Source organism: Sorangium sp. So ce1014 (genome assembly GCF_051521505.1).
Lineage (GTDB): Bacteria > Myxococcota_A > Polyangia > Polyangiales > Polyangiaceae > Sorangium.
Window position 1 is genome coordinate 6,236,896 of record NZ_CP150356.1, and the last position, 16,570, is coordinate 6,253,465.

13 protein-coding genes are annotated in these 16,570 nt (G+C 71.9%); 11 read left to right on the forward strand and 2 right to left on the reverse strand.

Features of this window, described 5'->3' with window-relative positions:
• Positions 1-152: 152 nt before the first annotated feature.
• On the forward strand, positions 153-2,063 hold the full coding sequence (locus WME75_RS23450) for a DUF2169 family type VI secretion system accessory protein (protein WP_437494720.1): 1,911 nt from the start codon (positions 153-155) through the stop codon (positions 2,061-2,063).
• A gap of 9 nt (positions 2,064-2,072) precedes the next feature.
• Here WME75_RS23450 and WME75_RS23455 read toward each other — a convergent pair whose 3' ends face one another.
• Positions 2,073-3,956 (reverse strand): type VI secretion system Vgr family protein, encoded by a 1,884-nt coding sequence (locus WME75_RS23455; RefSeq protein WP_437494722.1) that lies wholly within the window; start codon positions 3,954-3,956, stop codon positions 2,073-2,075.
• 212 nt (positions 3,957-4,168) lie between these two features.
• Between WME75_RS23455 and WME75_RS23460 the strand changes: the two genes are divergently transcribed.
• The 7 genes from WME75_RS23460 to WME75_RS23490 all read left to right on the forward strand — a co-directional run bounded on the left by WME75_RS23460 (position 4,169) and on the right by WME75_RS23490 (position 12,896).
• Positions 4,169-5,059 (forward strand): hypothetical protein, encoded by an 891-nt coding sequence (locus tag WME75_RS23460; RefSeq protein WP_437475455.1) that lies wholly within the window; start codon positions 4,169-4,171, stop codon positions 5,057-5,059.
• Positions 5,060-5,392: 333 nt separating this feature from the next.
• On the forward strand, positions 5,393-6,475 hold the full coding sequence (locus WME75_RS23465) for an ABC transporter ATP-binding protein (RefSeq protein ID WP_437475457.1): 1,083 nt from the start codon (positions 5,393-5,395) through the stop codon (positions 6,473-6,475).
• Positions 6,472-7,197, forward strand: a complete 726-nt coding sequence (locus WME75_RS23470; RefSeq protein ID WP_437475460.1) for an ABC transporter permease — start codon at positions 6,472-6,474, stop codon at positions 7,195-7,197. Before WME75_RS23465 ends, WME75_RS23470 begins: the two co-directional genes overlap by 4 nt.
• Positions 7,194-9,197 carry a Gldg family protein gene (locus tag WME75_RS23475; protein ID WP_437475463.1) on the forward strand — a complete coding sequence of 668 codons (2,004 nt, stop codon included), beginning with the start codon at positions 7,194-7,196 and terminating at the stop codon, positions 9,195-9,197. The genes WME75_RS23470 and WME75_RS23475 overlap by 4 nt, the downstream gene beginning before the upstream one ends.
• Positions 9,194-10,240 carry a DUF4340 domain-containing protein gene (locus tag WME75_RS23480; protein WP_437475466.1) on the forward strand — a complete coding sequence of 349 codons (1,047 nt, stop codon included), beginning with the start codon at positions 9,194-9,196 and terminating at the stop codon, positions 10,238-10,240. The genes WME75_RS23475 and WME75_RS23480 overlap by 4 nt, the downstream gene beginning before the upstream one ends.
• Before the next feature lie 147 nt (positions 10,241-10,387).
• The gene (locus tag WME75_RS23485; protein ID WP_437475469.1) at positions 10,388-11,032 is read left to right on the forward strand and encodes a hypothetical protein; all 645 of its coding nucleotides are present in this window, start codon (positions 10,388-10,390) and stop codon (positions 11,030-11,032) included.
• Positions 11,033-11,036: 4 nt separating this feature from the next.
• Entirely contained in the window at positions 11,037-12,896 is a 1,860-nt protein-coding gene (locus WME75_RS23490; protein WP_437475472.1) for a serine/threonine protein kinase, read from the forward strand.
• Between the two features lie 15 nt (positions 12,897-12,911).
• Here the strand turns inward: WME75_RS23490 and xerD are convergent, their stop codons facing one another.
• Positions 12,912-13,802, reverse strand: coding sequence for a site-specific tyrosine recombinase XerD (gene xerD, locus WME75_RS23495; RefSeq protein WP_437494909.1), 891 nt, complete (start codon positions 13,800-13,802; stop codon positions 12,912-12,914).
• A gap of 158 nt (positions 13,803-13,960) precedes the next feature.
• Here xerD and WME75_RS23500 point away from each other — a divergent pair, with 158 nt between their 5' ends.
• The 3 genes from WME75_RS23500 (at position 13,961) to rpmB (ending at position 16,349) form a co-directional block, all read left to right on the forward strand.
• A complete protein-coding gene (locus tag WME75_RS23500; protein WP_437475475.1) occupies positions 13,961-14,821 on the forward strand; it encodes an N-formylglutamate amidohydrolase in 861 nt (286 codons plus the stop codon).
• Positions 14,822-14,834: 13 nt separating this feature from the next.
• Complete coding sequence (locus tag WME75_RS23505) at positions 14,835-15,917, forward strand: hypothetical protein (RefSeq protein WP_437475478.1); 1,083 nt, start codon at positions 14,835-14,837, stop codon at positions 15,915-15,917.
• 207 nt (positions 15,918-16,124) lie between these two features.
• The gene (gene rpmB / locus WME75_RS23510; RefSeq protein ID WP_437475479.1) at positions 16,125-16,349 is read left to right on the forward strand and encodes a 50S ribosomal protein L28; all 225 of its coding nucleotides are present in this window, start codon (positions 16,125-16,127) and stop codon (positions 16,347-16,349) included.
• Positions 16,350-16,570: the final 221 nt, after the last annotated feature.

The window sequence follows — 16,570 nt, forward strand, 5'->3', positions numbered from 1 at the left end:
GCTGCGATGCACGTCGCCCGGCGCACGCGGGATGGACCCCCGACGCGCGTCCAGTCCGCGTCTGTTCCCCGTCTGTTCTTCCCCTGTTCCCCGTCTGTTCTTCACCTGTTCCCCGTCTGTTCTTCACCTGCTCCCCGTCTGTTCTTCTCCTGATGCACCTCGTCTGCCAAGGCCTGATACGCGCCAGCTCGCTGGAATGGCGCCCCGGACCCGACGCGTGGGTGCTCACCGTCGCGTGCCATGCGCTGTTCGAGCTCGCGCCGTTCGAGTCGCCGATCACGAGCGGCCCCGCGGCCCCGCTGGAAGACGAGGGGGACGAGCGGCGGTTCGTCGAGCCGTGGGGCCCGGTCGCCCCGTTCAAGCGGTGGGGTGAGGTGCTCGTCGTCGGCCACGCGCACGCGCCCGAGGGCGGCGCGGTGACGTCGCTCATCGCGCGGCTCTCCGTCGGCGACATCGACAAGGCGATCGAGGTCCGCGGCGACTCGTGCTTCGCGCCGGACGGCTCGCTCGGCGAGCCCGCGCCCTTCACGCGCGTGCCGCTCCGCTGGGAGCGCGCCGCGGGAGGTCCGCTCAGCTCGAACCCGGTCGGCGTGCCGACGGGCAGCGGCGCGCTCGCCGATGGCTGGGGGCGAGCGCGCGCGCCGAACCTCCTGCCGATGGCGTCGTCGACCGCGATCCGGCACGGTCTCCTCGGGCCCGCCGGCTTCGGCCCGCTCCGGCCGGAGTGGCCCGACCGGGCGCAGCGCCTGCGCCGGCACGCGGCAGGCTGGGATCACGCGCGCTGGACCGAACGAGCGCTGCCCGAGGGCATCGACGCCGGGTACTTCAACGTCGCGCCGCTCGATCAGGTGACGAACGAGCTCACGGGCACGGAGCAGCTCGTGCTCGAGCACCTGCACCCGCGCTTCCCGCGGCTCGCGACGCGCCTCCTCGCGCCGGCGCCGAGCGCGATCGCGGCGCTCAACGGCGTCGAGCAGCGCGTCCCCCTCCGGTGCGACACGCTCGTCATCGACGCCGATCACGGCGTCGCGGCGCTCGTCTGGCGTGGGCAGCTCATGCTCGATCGCCCTCCGGGCGAGGGGGTCGTGCTCGTCAGCCAGGGCGAGCTCGCGCCGAGCCTCACGGGCACGATGATGGCCCCGCTCTCGTCGAGGCCTTCCTCGGTCCTCCCGTTCCTGCAGGCCGCCGCGCAGCTCGCCCCGGAGCCGCCCGCCGGAGCCGCGCCGGACGCGGCCAACCCGCGCTTCCCGCCGGCGGAGCCGCGCTTCCCGCCAGCGGAGCCGCGCTTCCCGCCGGCGCCCCCGTCGTCGCGCCCCGTCGAGGAGGATCCCGCGCAGACCGTCGTGCCCGCCGCGGTGCTCCCGAGGCCGGCGCTCCCGTTCCACGCGCTCCCGCCGGAGCGATCCCCCGGTCGCTCGCTCGCGCCGCACGAGCACGAGCCGGAGGAAGAGCCGCCGACGCCGCGCGCGCCGCCGGCGCCGCCGGCGCCGCTCCCGCTGCCGGCGCGGCTCGCGGCGATGCACGTCGCGGAGCCCGTCCGGGCGGCGGCGACCGCGCCCGACGCCGCCGTCGCCGAGCGACATCCCGCGGCTGTCCCCGAGAAGCGTCCCGCCGAGGGGCCGTCAGAGCCGACCTTGCCGGTCGATGCGTACCCCCTCGCGCGATGCGCGGCGATCGCGGCGCGGCTCGCGAAGCGCCCCGAAACGCTGGACGCGATCCTCGCGGCGGAGGCGCTCTCGACGGACACATGGGAGGCGCTGCACGCGCACTGGCTCGACGCGATCCGCGCCGACGTGGGGCGCGGAAAGAGGCGGCTGCTCTCGTCGTACGACGCGGCGTACATCGCGGCGCTGGAGGCCGAGCGAGGGCCGATCACGGCGGACGAGTACGCCCGGCTCGTGATCGCGTCCGAGCGCGGGAACGAGGCCCAGACGCGCGCGGAGCTCGGCCTGCCCGACGGCGTGCTGCTCCGGCTCCGGCGCGTGTGGCTGGAGAGGATCGTGAAGGATCCGAGCGCGGCCCAGGAGGTGCGCGCGGCGATGCGCAGGGCGGCGGAGGCCTAGAGAGGACGACTAGTTGAGGTCGATCGGATCGCCGTAGACCTGCGTGTGGCCGCTCGAGTGGACCGTGATGTCGGTCCCCGAGATCACGATCTTGCCCGACTTCTCGAGCACGATGCTCGACTTGCCGCAGACGATCTCGACCCTGTCCCCGACCCGGGTCGCCTGCACGCTGCCGATCTCCACCGTCTCGTTGTTGCCCACGGCGCGCGATCGGTTCATTCCGACCACCTCGCGCGCGTTGTTCATCACCTGCTTCGCGAAGTCGTTGCCGACGGTCTGATCCTCGTTGTGTCCGATCGCGCTCACGCGATCGTTGCCGACGGTGACCTCTTCGTCGCGCTTGACGGTCTTGTGCAGGTCGCGCTCCGCCTGCATCCGGACGAGCTCCTGGCCTGCCGCGTCCTCGAACATGATCTCGTTGTAGCCGCCGGTCTCGGGCGACGAGCTGCTCTTCCAGCCGCTCTGCGTCTTGTTCGCGGGGAGCTTGTACGGCGTCTTCTGGAGGTTCGTGTACACCCGGCCCGTGATGATCGGGCGGTCGGGATCGGCGCCCAGGAAGTCGACGATCACCTCCTGGCCGACGCGCGGCAGGCTGGTGCCGCCGAAGCCGGCGCCGCTCCACGGCTGGCTCACGTGGATCCAGCACGACGACCCGTCGTTCATCTGGCCCTCGCGGTCCCAGTGGAACTGCACGCGCACGCGGCCGAACTCATCGACGTGGATCTCCTGGCCGGGCGCGCCGACCACGGTGGCGCACTCGACCCCCTGGACGCGCGGCTTCGGCGTGCCGAGCGGCGGGCGGTACGGGGCGTCCGCGGTCACGCCCCGGCACGCGTGCCGGAAGCCGCCCGGGATCTCTCCCGTGAGCGTCGACTCGAGGACGAGGAGCGCCCTGTCCGGGCCGAGCTCGGCCTTCGGATGGTCGAGGAACGAGAGGACGGTGCCCGGCGCGAGATCGATCGCGCTTGTCTCGAAGGTGATCTCGCGGGCCGAGGCGCGCTTCGCGTCGAGCCGCCGCCGCGCGAGCGCGGCCCCCTCGGACTCGTCCGCGCGGTACTTGCCCTTGTCATCGGCGGCAGGCGTGCTCTCACCCCGGTCGCTCTCGAACAGGAACGCCCCGGGCACGTAGTGGAACCGCTCGAGCCGCTCCTCGACGCCGCCTGGGCCGGAGGCGCTCGCCGCGAGCTCGTACGACGCCGGTCGCCGGGTGTCGTGGTCGCGGACCGTGTACTTGCCCGGGCGCAGCCGGCGGGCGACGTGCACCGCGGTGACGTGCTCCCTGTCGGCGTCGGTCGGGTGGTCGCGGAACGCGATCGGGCGGCGACGGGGGTTGCCGTGCGGTCCGTCGTCGAGGACGAGCTGGCTGTCGCCGCCGCTCTCGAAATAGAAGCTCACCCCCGCGTCCTCGAGCATGCGGCAGAGGAACGTGTAGTCGCTCTCGCCGTACTGGACGCGGTACTTGCGCTTCCTGTAGCTCCCGGTGAGGCGCAGCGCCGGGGAGATCTCCCACTCCTCGAGGAGCTTCTGGGCGATGTCGATCTCGGACATGTGCTGGAAGATCCGGTGGTTGCGCCGCTGCGTGGCGAGCCACAGCGCCGGGACGAGCGTGAGCTCGTACGTGGAGAGGTGGCGCTCCTCGACGGCGATCTGCCGGAGGTGGCTGCAGATGCCGGACCACGCGCGGACCTTGTCGCTGTGCGCGGCGAAGCGCATCGGCCGGCCGATGACGGCCTCGAAATCGATGTCCGGGTTGTCCGACACGGCGACGACACGCACCTCGAAGAGCGCCGACATGCGGTCGGAGACCGCGAACTGGCGCACATCGAGCATGTCCCCGGAGGCGACGTGCACCTCCGCCCGGGCCTCGCCGCGCGCGCTGAGCGCGCCGGCCACGCCATTCCCCTTCATCCGATGAGCCGGGTTCGCACCGTCGTCCATACATGCTCCCATGCCCGCGCCTCCCGCACGGGATGTGACGGGAACGACCGGTGGAGGGTACCCGGCGAAGCGAGCGCGCCACAAGGGCGTCCCCGGCGCTCGCTATCTCGGCTTCTCTTGGGCACAGAGGTTCAGGTGGACCGCACTTTGCCGTAGGCTGGACATCCATGGATCCACGCGGGAAGTCGCTCCCCCCGGGGCCGCTCGTCACGGACGAGGACATCCGGGAAGAGCTCCGGCGCCTGTTCGACGCCGGCCCCGATTCGGGGCTCGTCATCCGCGTCTACGGCGAGTCGGGCGAGGGGGCGGCCGCGGCGGACGCCTTCCGCGAGATGTTCGCGTCGCTGCGCATGTACGAGGGGAAGCCGCAGGGCCAGCCCCTGGAGATCCTCGTCGACGCCCCGAGCAAGGCGCACATCGCCCGCGCGCTGTCCGTGCTCGGCCACAAGCAGCACCAGAAGCGGATCCTCGATCACATCCTCACGACGTTCGGCCGCCGCCTGATCGACCCGCTCGCCGAGATCCTCGACACGACCCCGACCGGCGCGTTGACGGCGCGGCTGACCATGCTGCGGGACATCTCCCTCGCGCACATCGCGGATCTGCGGATGACGCCCGAGTCGCAGCAGATCCTCACGAGCGACCTGCGCAAGCTCCTGTCCGACGACTACCTGGCGATGGTGGCGGAGAACGAGGAGCGCGTGCAGCGCCCGCGCGTGGCGAGGCTCGCGCAGCAGATCCTGAGGCTCGTCGGCTCGACGTTCCACCAGGCGCTCAAGCGCTGGCCCGCGCACGCCGAGCAGATCGCCTCATCGATCGCGCGGCGGAGCCCGAAGAAGGTCCGGCTGAGCGAGGTGCCGCGGCTCATCCGCGGCCAGATCACCGACGGCATCGAGGAGTTCCTGTGGATCGAGACGAGCGCGGACATCGAGGGCGCGCTGCGCCCGATGCTCGCGGAGCACAAGGACGTGATGCCGGTGAAGCAGGCGACGCTCGAGCGCTCCACCTACCGCGAGTTCGCGGACGCCTGCTGGGCGATCATCGCCGAGCATTGCTGACGGCGGGTCGAGCGCGCCGCCGGCTCGCCTCCGGTCGCCCATCGTCGCCGGACGCCGGCGATTCCATCGTCGCCGGGCGCCAATCTCCTCGCCGGACGCTGAGATCCTGCACGTCCCGGTCGCTCTGCTCACCGCCTCCGCCACATGTCCCGGTCGATCGCGTCTGGCGGATGGGCTGTTGTCCTCCGGAGGACGACCCCGCTGACGCCGCGTGGGGAATGATTTCCGTCACCCGCTGTTGTAAGGGGCCGCTGGCGCCAGGACCGTCGCGCTCAGCGGCGTCCGATTCGCCGGCGCGGAGAGCTTCTTCCCTGCGCGGAGGGGTGCACGGCCGTGATCGAAATCAGCGACCTATATAAGTATTACGGCGACCGGAAGGCCATCGGGCCCCTGTCGTTCTCCATCGAAACAGGCGAGATCGTCGGGCTGCTCGGCCTGAACGGCGCCGGCAAGACGACGACGCTCCGGATCCTCGCCTGCGACCTCCTGCCATCCGCAGGCCGGGTCCTCGTGGATGGGCTGGATGTCGTCGACCACCCGCACGAGGTGCGGTCCCGCATCGGATATCTCCCCGATCGGCCGCCGCTCTACGAGGAGATGAGCGTGCGCGCCTTCCTCCACTTCGCGGCGCGCCTGCGCGGCGTCGAGCCCGGCGCCGCCGACAAGCGCGTGGCCGAGACGCTCGCGGTGACGCAGCTCGAGGACGTCGCCGCCGATCCCATCAGCGCGCTGTCGCACGGCTACAAGCAGCGCGTCGGCATCGCCCAGGCGATCGTGCACAAGCCGCGGCTGCTCGTCCTCGACGAGCCGATCAGCGGGCTGGATCCGGTGCAGATCGTCGAGATGCGCTCCCTGCTCCGGAGCCTGCGCGGCGAGCACACCATCGTGCTCTCGAGCCACATCCTCTCCGAGATCAGCGAGACGTGCGATCGCATCCTCGTCATCCGCGACGGCGAGATCGGCGCGCAGGGGACCGAGCAGGAGCTCTCGGCGAAGCTCCTCCACGGCGTCCGGATCGAGCTCACGGTGCGCGGCCCCGCGGCCGAGGGCGCCGGCTACCGCGTGACGCGCGGCGAGGCGGCGCGGGCGCTCGAGCTCGCCCGCGAGGTCGAGGGGGTCACGTCCGTCGAGCAGCTCGCCACGACCGAGCCGGGGAGCGACGTCGTGAGCTTCGCGGTCGAGGCCGATCGCGACGTGCGGGCGGCGCTGTGCGCCGAGCTCGTGCAGGCGGGGATCGGCCTCCTCGAGGTGAAGCGGAGCGAGCGCGAGCTCGAGTCGGTGTTCCTGCGGCTCGCCACGCGCGCGCCGCACGCGACGAAGGGGAGGCCCGCCGCCGCCGACGGGGCGAGGGCCGGCGGCCAGGCGAAGAAGGCCCCTGCTGAAGAGCAGGCGGAGGAAGGCGAGGGCGAAACATGAGAGGGACATTGCTCGTCGCGCGGCGGGAGCTGTCCGCGTACCTGAGGTCACCGCTCGGGTACGTCGTCGCCGCCGCGGCGTTGCTCATCGACGGCATCTACTTCCAGGTCGCGGCGCTCGGCTCGGGCGCGCGGCTGTCGGCGGAGGTGCTGCTCAAGTTCTTCGACGGCACGGCGTTCATCACCATGGTCGCGGCGCTCATCCTCTCGATGCGGCTCATCGCCGGCGAGCGCGAGAGCGGGACGCTCATCCTGCTGAGGACGGCGCCCGTGCGTGACGGCGAGATCATCGTCGGCAAGTTCCTCGCCGCGCTCGCGCTGGTCGGGGTGATGACCGCGATCACGATCTACATGCCGCTGATGATCTTCGTGAACGGCAAGGTGTCCGTCGGGCACATCCTGGTCGGCTACTCCGGGGTGCTGCTGCTCGGCGCCGCGTCGCTCGCGATCGGGCTCTTCGCCTCGACGCTCGCGGCGAGCCAGGTCATCGCGGTCATCCTCGGGGCGGCGATCCTCGGGACGCTCGGCTTCCTGTTCCTTGTCGCGCGCGTGACGGCGCCGCCGCTCAACGACTTCGTGAGCGCGCTGAACCTCTACCCGCTCAACCAGAAGCCGTTCCTGAACGGCGTGCTCCGGCTGGAGAACGTCCTGTACTACGTCGCGGTCGCGTACTTCTTCCTGCTCGCCGCGACCCACACCCTCAGGGCACGGAGGTGGCGGTGAAGGACCAGAAGACCCAGGCCGACGAGGCCGAGATCAGGGGCGAGGAGGCGAGCGCCGCGCAGCGCGCCGCCGCGCCTGCGCCGGGATCGGAGCAAGACGCCCCGCCGGCTGGCCAGCCGGCGCCCGCCGCGCAGCCCGGGGCGCCCGCGCTGAGCGCCGGGGGCTGGATGGTGCCGGCGTACGGGGGCGCGCTCCTCGCCATCTTCCTGGGCGAGCGCGTGGTGCCCACGATCGAGGGGCTCCGCTACGCGCTGTCGGGGCTCGGGCTCCTGACGCTCGTCCTCGTCACCGCGCTGCGCTTCGCGACGGCCGTGCGCGAGACGGGCGAGCGCCGCGTCGTCGAGCGCTCGCTCGCGATCCTGTCGGCGCTCGGGGTCGTCGCGGTGGCGGCCTACTTCACGACGACCGACGCGGGGCGCGACCTGCTCGGCGTCTCGCAGGCCGCGCCCGAGCTGCGCGCGCGCATCGACGCGGCCACGATGGTCGGATGGATCGCGCTGCTCGTCATCGCGACGGTGCCGCTGTTCTTCGGCGAGGCGGCGCTCGCGCCGATGCGGCGCGCCGAGCGCATCGAGGGCCGGCGGGTGCGCGCCGCGACGCTCTCGGGCGTGACGCTCGCGTTCGCGGCGGTCTACTCGGCGCTCTTCGTGTACGCGGCGAGCCAGCTCGATCTCAAGGCGGACTTCTCGTACTACCGCACGGCCCGCCCCGGCGACTCGACGAAGCGCGTCGCCGAGAGCCTGACCGAGCCGCTCAAGCTCACGGCCTTCTTCCCGCAGCAGAGCGAGGTGGGCGCCGATGTCGAGGGCTACCTGCGCGAGGTGAAGGCGGCGTCGCCGCAGATCACCGTGGAGATGCAGGACCGGCTGCTCGTCCCCGCGCTCGCCAAGGAGGCGAAGGTCACGCAGGACGGCGTGATCGTGCTCTCGCGCGACACCTCGCGCGAGACGCTCACCATCGGCGCCGACATCAAGACCGCGGGCGCCAAGCTGAAGAGCCTCGACGCCGACTTCCAGAAGGCGCTGCTCAAGGTGATCCGCGCGCAGCGCACCGCCTACTTGACGGTCGGCCACGGCGAGATGAACGAGGCGACCACCGCCGCCGAGGGGCGGACGGCCAAGAACCTCCGCAAGCTGCTCGAGTCCCAGAACTACGCCATCAAGGATCTCGGGCTCGCCCAGGGGCTCGGCAGCGAGCTCCCGAAGGACGCGGGCGTCGTCATCGTGCTCGGCCCGCAGAAGGAGTTCCTGCCGGAGGAGGTCGCGGCGCTCAAGCGGTACGCCGACGGCGGCGGGCACCTCCTGCTCGCGCTCGATCCGGAGGCGAAGGTCGACCTGTCGCCGCTCGCCGGCGCCGTGGGCCTCACGTGGAAGCCCGAGGTGCTGGCGAACGATCGGGTCCACGTGCGGCGGCGCTTCAACGACTCGGACCACGCGATGCTGGTCTCGACGCGGTACTCCTCGCACGCCTCGGTCTCGACCTTGAGCCGCCACGCGCAGCAGGCGCCGACGATCTTCCCGGGCGCGTCGTCGCTCGACAAGGTCGAGGGCGGCGACCTGAAGATCGACTTCGTCGTCCGCTCGCTGGGCGAGACGTTCGCCGACGCGAACGGCAACTTCAAGTTCGACGACGGGAGCGAGAAGCGGAGCGCCTACAACCTCGCCGCGGCGGTCTCGAAGGAGCTCGCGCCCGGCGGCGGTGACGGCAAGGACAAGAAGGAGCTGCGCGCGTTCGTCGTCGCCGACGCCGACGTGTTCAGCGACGCAGCATTCAGGAACGAGCCCAACATCGTGCTCGCGCTCGACGCGTTCCGGTGGCTCGGCGGCGAGGAGAGCTTCGCCGGGGAGATCACGACGAACGAGGACGTCCGGATCGAGCACACGAAGGAGAAGGACCAGGTCTGGTTCTGGGCCACGATCCTCGTGGCGCCGGCCATGGTGCTGGGGCTCGGGCTCTTCATCACGCGCCGCGGGCGGCGCGCGAGCGGGAGGCGCGCATGAGGTTGGATCGCAGCTTTTTCGTGCACCTCGGTCTTCTTGTCGTCGCGACCTTGTTCGCGGTCGTCGTCTGGACGCGCGACAAGACGGCCGCCGCGCTCTCGGTCGCGGACGTGACCGTCTGGGCCGGCCGCGCCGAGGACGTCGAGCGCATCACCTTCGAGGGCAAGTCGAAGACGGTCGTCCTCGAGGCGAAGAAGGACAAGGACGGCCGTTACTTCGTCGGCACAGCCGAGCGCAGGACGACGCCCGCGGCCAACAAGCCGAAGGACGACGCCCACGCGGACCACGGCGACGAGCCGCACGAGGACCCGCCCGCGGAGCCGGAGCCGACGGTCAAGACGACGACGTTCGTCTCGGTGAGCGGCGGCAACAAGCTCGCCGAGACGATCGCGCCGCTGAAGGCGCTGCGCTCCATCGGCCGCGTCGCGGACGACCGCGCCGGCGAGTTCGGCCTGGCCGAGCCGGAGGGCACGATCACCGTCAAGCTGCGCGGCGGAGAGCGCAAGCTGGTCGTCGGCGGCGCGACCCCGGGCGGCGCGGACCGCTACGCGCGCGACGAGGCCACCGGCGAGGTGTACGCCATCAAGGGCGACGTCTACCGCGATCTCGAGACCGCGGAGTCGCGGCTCATGGAGCGGGAGCTGCACGAGTGGAAGGACGTCGATCTCACCCGGGCGCGCGTCATCGCGGGCGACAAGCGCCGCGAGCTCGTGCGCAGCGGCGATGAGGGCAAGAAGTTCTGGGCCGATCCAGCGAGCCCCGAGCAGAACGACGAGACCGTCGGCAACTGGATGAGCAAGCTCGACCGCCTCCGCCCCACGGAGTACGTGGCCGTTGCCCCGGAGCAGAAGGAGGTCGTGGCGCGCATCGAGTACACCGGCCGCTCGGGCGACATCGGCTTCATCGAGCTCGTGAAGGGGCCTCCCGGGGCGAGCGGCAAGCCCGACTACTTCCTGGTCACGGAGCGCACCCGCCTCTACGGCAAGGTGCCCGTGGGCGTCGCGGAGCAGGTCGAACAGGACGTCGGCGCCGTCGTCAAGTAGCCGCTGCGCCTCGCGAGCGCGCCGGGGCAGCCCCCCGGCGCGCTCGCCGTTCCACGGGGCGCCGGCCGCGTCCCGCGGCGCAAGCTGCCCCCCCGGCATCGCTCTTTACTTGCCGTCCCGGGGCCGGTCCTGCAACGCTCGTGCGCAATGATCTTCCGACGATGGCCCACCCTGGCGCTGAGCGCTGCGGCGGCGCTCGCCACGGCGTGCAGCTCGCCGCCTCCACCGCAACCCGTAACGCCGGCGCCGGTCGTGACCGCGGCGCCTGAGCCTCCGCCCCCTCCTGCCCCGAAGCCCTGCAAGGCGCTCGACGAGCAGTGCCAGGCAGAGGAGTCGACCCGGGCGAAGATCGCCGGGAGCTCGCTCGTGCTCACGCCCGCGAAGGGCTGGACCTACGCCCAGGCGGAGAGCGCCACGATCGCGCAGGCCGCGGACGAGGGCCCTGCCCTCGCGACGGCGCAGGTCGATACGGGCGAGGGCAAGCAGGCGGCCGACAAGCGCGACGCCGCGCTCGAGGCGCTGGCGCTCGAGATCAACGTCACGCTGCCCAAGAAGAAGGTGAGCTGGAAGAAGCCCGACGACGTCAAGGAGATCGCCGGACGGAAGATCGGCCTGTGGCAGAGGGAGGGCGCCGCGCGCGGGACCCGGAAGGGCCCGCTGCTGATCTTCGCCGACGCCGGCAAGGACGGGGAGGTCGTGATCGGGCTCGGCTTCGTGCCGGACGACGACAACTCCGGCGCCGACGCGACCATCCTGCAGTCGATCGAGTCGATCTCGGTCGCGGGGGAGTGATCTCGTGACGGCACCGAACGTCGCGCCGGGCAGCGTCGTCGCGGGGAGGTTCTCCGTCCGCTCGCTCCTCGGCTACGGGGGCGCGACGGCCACCTTCCGCGCGGTGACGGCGCAGGCGCGCGACGTCGCCCTCAAGCTGTACGCGCCGGCCATCGGCCAGCGGCCGGACGCGATGCAGCACCTGCAGCGGTACGTGGCCGAGACGAACAGGATGCCGCACGAGCTCGTCGCGCACATCCTCGAGGCCGGCTACGACCCGGGGACGGCCGCGCCCTTCACGGTGACGGACATGATCCACGTCCCGTCGCTCGCGGAGCTCGCGCTGCGCCGGCCCATGAGCTTCGAGGAGGTCGGGGCGATGCTCCGCTCGCTCGCGGCGGTGCTCGACGCGGCGCACGCGCGCGAGGTGCCCCATCACGGCCTCAAGCCGACGAACCTGTTCATCGACCCGAGCGCTCCGGGCAGCGTGAAGGTCACCGATTTCGGGCCGTCCGTCGCGCGGAGCCTGCTGCCGACGTCGGAGGGCTACGTCCTCTCCGCCCCGTGGCTCGCGCCCGAGCAGCTGCAGGCGGGCGCCCCCGCGGGCGCCGCCGCCGACATCTTCTCCGCGGCGCTCGTCGCCTTCTTCGCGCTCACCGGCCGCTCGTACTGGCGATCCTGCCAGGGTCAGGTGGACGTGCCGGCCTGGCAGCGCGAGCTCATGGCGCCGCGCCTGTCGGCGTCGGCGCGCGCCGCGGAGCTCGGCGTCCCGGTGAGCCCCGTGCTGGACGCCGCCTTCGCGCGCGCGCTGGCGCACGATCCGCGCGATCGTTTCCGCTCCGCGAGCGAGCTCGCGGCCATGCTCAGCGGCTTCTCGGCCGCGGCGATCGAGGTGGGCTCGACGCTCGCCCTGTCCCCCTCGGCGAACGAGGCGCCCGGGCCGCCGGCCCACGCCGTCCCCGCGGCGGGCGCGCCCGCGCCTCGGCCGGCGGTCGACGCGACGCAGCTGGCCTCCTCGCCTTTTGCGGCGTCGACGCAGCTGGCCTCCTCGCCTTTTGCGGCATCGACGCAGCTGGCCCCCTCGCCTTTTGCGGCGTCGACGCAGCTGGCCCCCTCGCCTTTTTCACCCTCGCCGCCGCCGCCACCCGCGCCGTTTTCGCCCTCGCCGGCCCTGTCCTCTTCACCGCAGCCGCCGCCCCCTTTCGCTGACGCGAACCGCGGGCAGGCGCCGTCTCCTGCGGCCCACAGCGCTGCTGCCGCATCCCCTCGGAGCGCCGGCGCGGTGCTGACCGCGGTCAGCGCGCCGCGGTCGCCCTGGGGCAAGGCGGCTTCCCTGACGGTGGGCATCGCTGCGGTGCTGCTCGTCGGGGGCACGGCCGCCGCGTGGTACGTCATGGATCGCAGGGAAGAGCCGCAGCCGAGCCCCGCCGCATCGACGACAGCTTCCTCCATGGCCCCCGTGCCGACGGCCGCGCCCGCGCTGCCCGAGCCGACCGCGAGCGCGCAGGCGGCCGATGCCGGAGCCCCGGCGATCGCGCCCCCGATCGATGCAGGCGCCTCGACCGACGCAGGCGCGGCGACCGACGCGGGCGCGGCGACCGACCCGCTCGTGAAGATCTCCTGCAAGCCCGTCGCGTGCGAGGAGATCACCGTCGATGGCAAGGCGACCGGAGCCCCTGAGGTCGAGCTCGGGCTCAAGCCGGGAGTGCACAAGGTCAGCGTCAAGCGCGCCGGCTACTTCCCGCGGAGCATGAGCATCGTCGTCAAGGCCGGCACGCCGCTCGTGCAGGAGTTCCAGCTCACCCAGATCCCCCCGGCGCCCGCTCAGCCCGCGGGGCAGGCCACGAACAAGCCTTGCGGTAAGTTCCTCAAGCGCTGCAAGTAGCCGCGGTCCGCGCGCTCACGCGCGAGGGTGCGCCCGTCGGTACGCGGCGCGCACATGATCGTCGGCGAGGTGCGTGTAGATCTCGGTCGTCACCACGTTCGCGTGGCCGAGGAGCGCCTGGACGCTCCGGAGATCCGCGCCCCCTTCGAGCAGGTGCGTTGCGAAGGAGTGGCGGAGCTTGTGCGGCGAGCTCGGCTTGCCGATCCCCACGGCGCGCGCGTATCCCCCGAGGAGCTTCCACACCGCCTGCCGGGTGAGCGGCCCGCCGCGGGGGGACAGGAACAGCACCTGCGTCGCTGCGCTGCGCGGGTGCGTGGCGCGCGCCTCCAGGTACGCGTCGATGGCCGCGAGCGCCGGCTCGCCGAGCGGCACGAGCCGCCGCTTCCCGCCCTTGCCGAGCGCCGTCACGATCCCCTTGCGCCGCTCGATGTCGGCGACCTTGAGGCACACCACCTCGCTGACGCGCAGGCCGGCTGCGTACATCACGTGGAGCATCGCGCGATCGCGCAGCCCCTTGAAGCTCCCCTGCTCGGGCGCCTCGATGAGGAGCGCGATCTCGTCGAACGAGAGCACCTTGGGCAGCCGCCGCCCGACCCTGGGTCGCTCGATCAGCGCGCATGGATCCCGCTCGATCCGGCGCTCGCGGAGCAGGAAGCGCATGAACCCGCGGACCGCAGAGAGGTGGCGAGCCGCCGAGCTCGCGCTGATACCCGCCTGACCGAGCGCGACAAGGTAGGTGCCGATCAGCGCCTGGTCGACGCCGTCGACGGTCGAGATCCCGGTCGCCTCCGCATGGGCGACGAGCTTGGCGAGATCGTGCCCGTACGCCTCGAGCGTCAGGGGCGCCAGAGCCCGCTCGACGCGGAGGTGGTCCAGGTATGCGTCCACCCAGGTCGCGAGGTCCACAGCCAACGCTACTGCGGAACCCGCCAAGTACGCCAGAAAGCCGGGCGGAGCAGGTGCCCCCAGGGTGCCCCGGACGGCGACACGTCGTCCTTACCTTCCGGTCGGGAACCTCCCCGTCCTGGTTCCAGCCGGACGCGGAATGCGTCACAGTGGGCCTCGTGGTGTCAGCCATCGAGGTCGTCGAGCCCCGCGGAGCGGAAAGCCCGGTCCTCGTCGAAGTACCGCACGCGGGGGTCCACATGGATCCCGAGTCGCTGTCCTGGACCATCGCGCCTGCGCGCAGCATCGGGCGCGACGCCGATCTCTACGTGGACGCGCTCTTCCAGGACGCTCCGGCCGAGGGAGCGACCCTCCTGTTCTCGCGGATGAGCCGGCTGGTCGTCGATCTCAACCGCAGCGAGTCCGACTGCGACGGCGACGCGGTCGAGGGCGGCGGCCGGGCGCCGTTCCCGAGGGGGCTCATCTGGCGCGTGACCACCGACGGCGAGCCCATCCTTGGCGCTCGACTTCCGAGGCGGGAGGTCGAGCGCCGGCTCGACCTCTTCTATCGCCCCTACCACCTTACCCTCAGCGCGATCCTCGCCCGCAAGCGCGAGCGCTTTGGCTTCGCGATCCTCCTCTGCGCCCACTCGATGCCGAGCCAGAGCCGCCGCGGCCATGCCGAGGGCGCGGTCGGCCGAGCCGACATCGTCCCCGGCACGCGCGGACGGACGACCGCCGCGAGCGCGGTGATCGACGCCGTCGATCAGCACGCGCGCGCCTGCCACTTCTCCGTGCGTCATGACGACCCCTACAAGGGGGGGTTCAGCACCGCGCATTACGGCCAACCGCGCCGTGCTGTCCACGCCGTGCAGATCGAGATTGCACGCCGGCTGTACATGGACGAGCAATCCCTCGCCATGGATGGGCAAGGATTCACTACCGTGCGAAACTTCGGGCGCACCCTGGTCGCGCGGCTCACCTCGGCCGAGCTGCTTGGTCAGCTCCGCAGCAACCCCATCGACGCCCGTGAGATCTGATCCAGCTCCATCCATGGAAAAGCCTTACGGAGAGGCGAACCGCGACCGCCCGCCAGCGAGTCGTCGCGCGATCGCCGAACGGGACAAGGCAGCACCAGCCCAGCCGGAGGGCGCCGCAGGCGGCGACAGCCCGGCCGAACCGCCCCCGGCAGGGCCTCCTGCGGCGCCATCCGGCGCCGCGCCGGCCGAGCGGCTCTCCGGGTCGAGCCCGGCCATCTCGCACGAGGAGACGCCCCCGAGCGCGCGCGAGCATGTCACAAAGCCGCTGCTCGCGTCCGAGGCGCTCATGGAGGACCTGGCGCCGATGCGTCCGGCGCAGGACGCGGCGCGGGTCTGGTGCGCCGTGGTGGGCGTGAGCTTCCTTCTGTTCGGTGGCCTGTCGGTCGCGGGGCTCCGCCCGGACGGCGTGGTCGCGGGGCCGCCTGCGTTCGTTCTGGGCATCGTCACGCTGTTCACCGCGCTCACGTCGGTGAGCTACAGGCAGCGCGCCGTCGCCATGGTGGTGCTGGGGACGATCGCGACCGTCATCGGCCTCCAGAGCGCCGGTCCTGCGGTCGGCTGGGGCGCTGCCCGGGCTGGGGCGGCGATAGCGCTCCCGGCGGCGCTCGTCTTCCGGTCCCGCTACAGGGCGTACACCGGCGCCCGCTGGCTGCTCGTCGTCGCGTTCCTTGTCGCGCTCCCCTCGTTCGGGCATGCCGTCGCGCAGCTCGCCTTGCTCGATCCGCACCTGGGCCAGCTCGGCGCCCTGATGGTGATCCTGGCGGTGCTGTCGAGCCTCACCGGCTTCATGGGGTCGGAGACGACGGGCGCCGGTTCATCCCTTGCGGTCGCGGTGGTGCTTGCCTTCACGGCCGACCTTGTCGTCGGCAGGCTCACCCAGCTCAGCGCCTTCTCGCCCCGCGATCTCGTCAGCGTGCTCTCCGCAGGCCTGGCGTTCGCCGCGACGTCTGCGATCACGAGCCTTGGCCTGTTCCAGATCCTGGCCTGGCGTCTTGCCGCCGACGCCCGGCGTATCGATCTGCACCGCCCCGACAACGACAACGACAAGGATGGCCGGGACCGGCGACCGCCCTCGGGCGGCGAGTGGCTGACCTAGCTCTGCGGGCGGTCCCGACCCCTCCGCGGGCGATTCCGGTGCATTGCGACGAAGTACCCCCGGTGGACGCTTGACATGTCCCCCGGCTTCCTTCACTTTCCCGCGCTCCCGAGCCCCCCTGCTCCCCCGTGCAGGGCGTGCGCCCGGCCAGCTTGTTCGATACAGGATCGGGTACCGAGTCCGGTCCCCCTTCCAACCGAGGACGTCATGGCGAAGAGCGACATCACTGGGAAGCGGAAGCTTCTGGCGCAGAATGTCTCCCACTCCAACATCAAGACGAAGCGCTGGCAGCTCGTGAATATCCAGGCCCGGCGCGTCTGGGTCCCCGAGCTCAACCGCTTCGTGAAGCTCAACCTCACGACGCGTGACATCCGTACGATCGACAAGATCGGCGTCGTTGCCTACGCGAAGCGCTACGGCGTCACGCTCTAGCTGGAGCGGCGCTCGGTCGCGTCTGGAACAGCGAGCCAGCGGATAGCGACCCGGACGAGAAAACCGCCAGGATGCCAAGGACACCAGGAGGACCGAGAGTTCCTCTTCGTGGTGTCCTTGGTGTTTTGGCGGTTTGATCGCTTCTCGTAGACCACCGCCATGGCCTCCGCGCTGACGCACCCGCTGGAGGTACGGCTGCCGCTTCGGGCCAGCAGCGCTCC

Excerpts from the sequence above, each read along its gene's own strand:
- WME75_RS23450 (WP_437494720.1), top strand. The coding sequence starts at position 153 with ATGCACCTCGTCTGCCAAGGCCTGATACGCGCCAGCTCGCTGGAATGG.
- WME75_RS23470 (WP_437475460.1), top strand. The coding sequence starts at position 6,472 with ATGAGAGGGACATTGCTCGTCGCGCGGCGGGAGCTGTCCGCGTACCTG.
- WME75_RS23485 (WP_437475469.1), top strand. The coding sequence starts at position 10,388 with ATGATCTTCCGACGATGGCCCACCCTGGCGCTGAGCGCTGCGGCGGCG.
- WME75_RS23505 (WP_437475478.1), top strand. The coding sequence starts at position 14,835 with ATGGAAAAGCCTTACGGAGAGGCGAACCGCGACCGCCCGCCAGCGAGT.
- WME75_RS23460 (WP_437475455.1), top strand. The coding sequence starts at position 4,169 with ATGGATCCACGCGGGAAGTCGCTCCCCCCGGGGCCGCTCGTCACGGAC.
- rpmB (WP_437475479.1), top strand. The coding sequence starts at position 16,125 with ATGGCGAAGAGCGACATCACTGGGAAGCGGAAGCTTCTGGCGCAGAAT.
- WME75_RS23480 (WP_437475466.1), top strand. The coding sequence starts at position 9,194 with ATGAGGTTGGATCGCAGCTTTTTCGTGCACCTCGGTCTTCTTGTCGTC.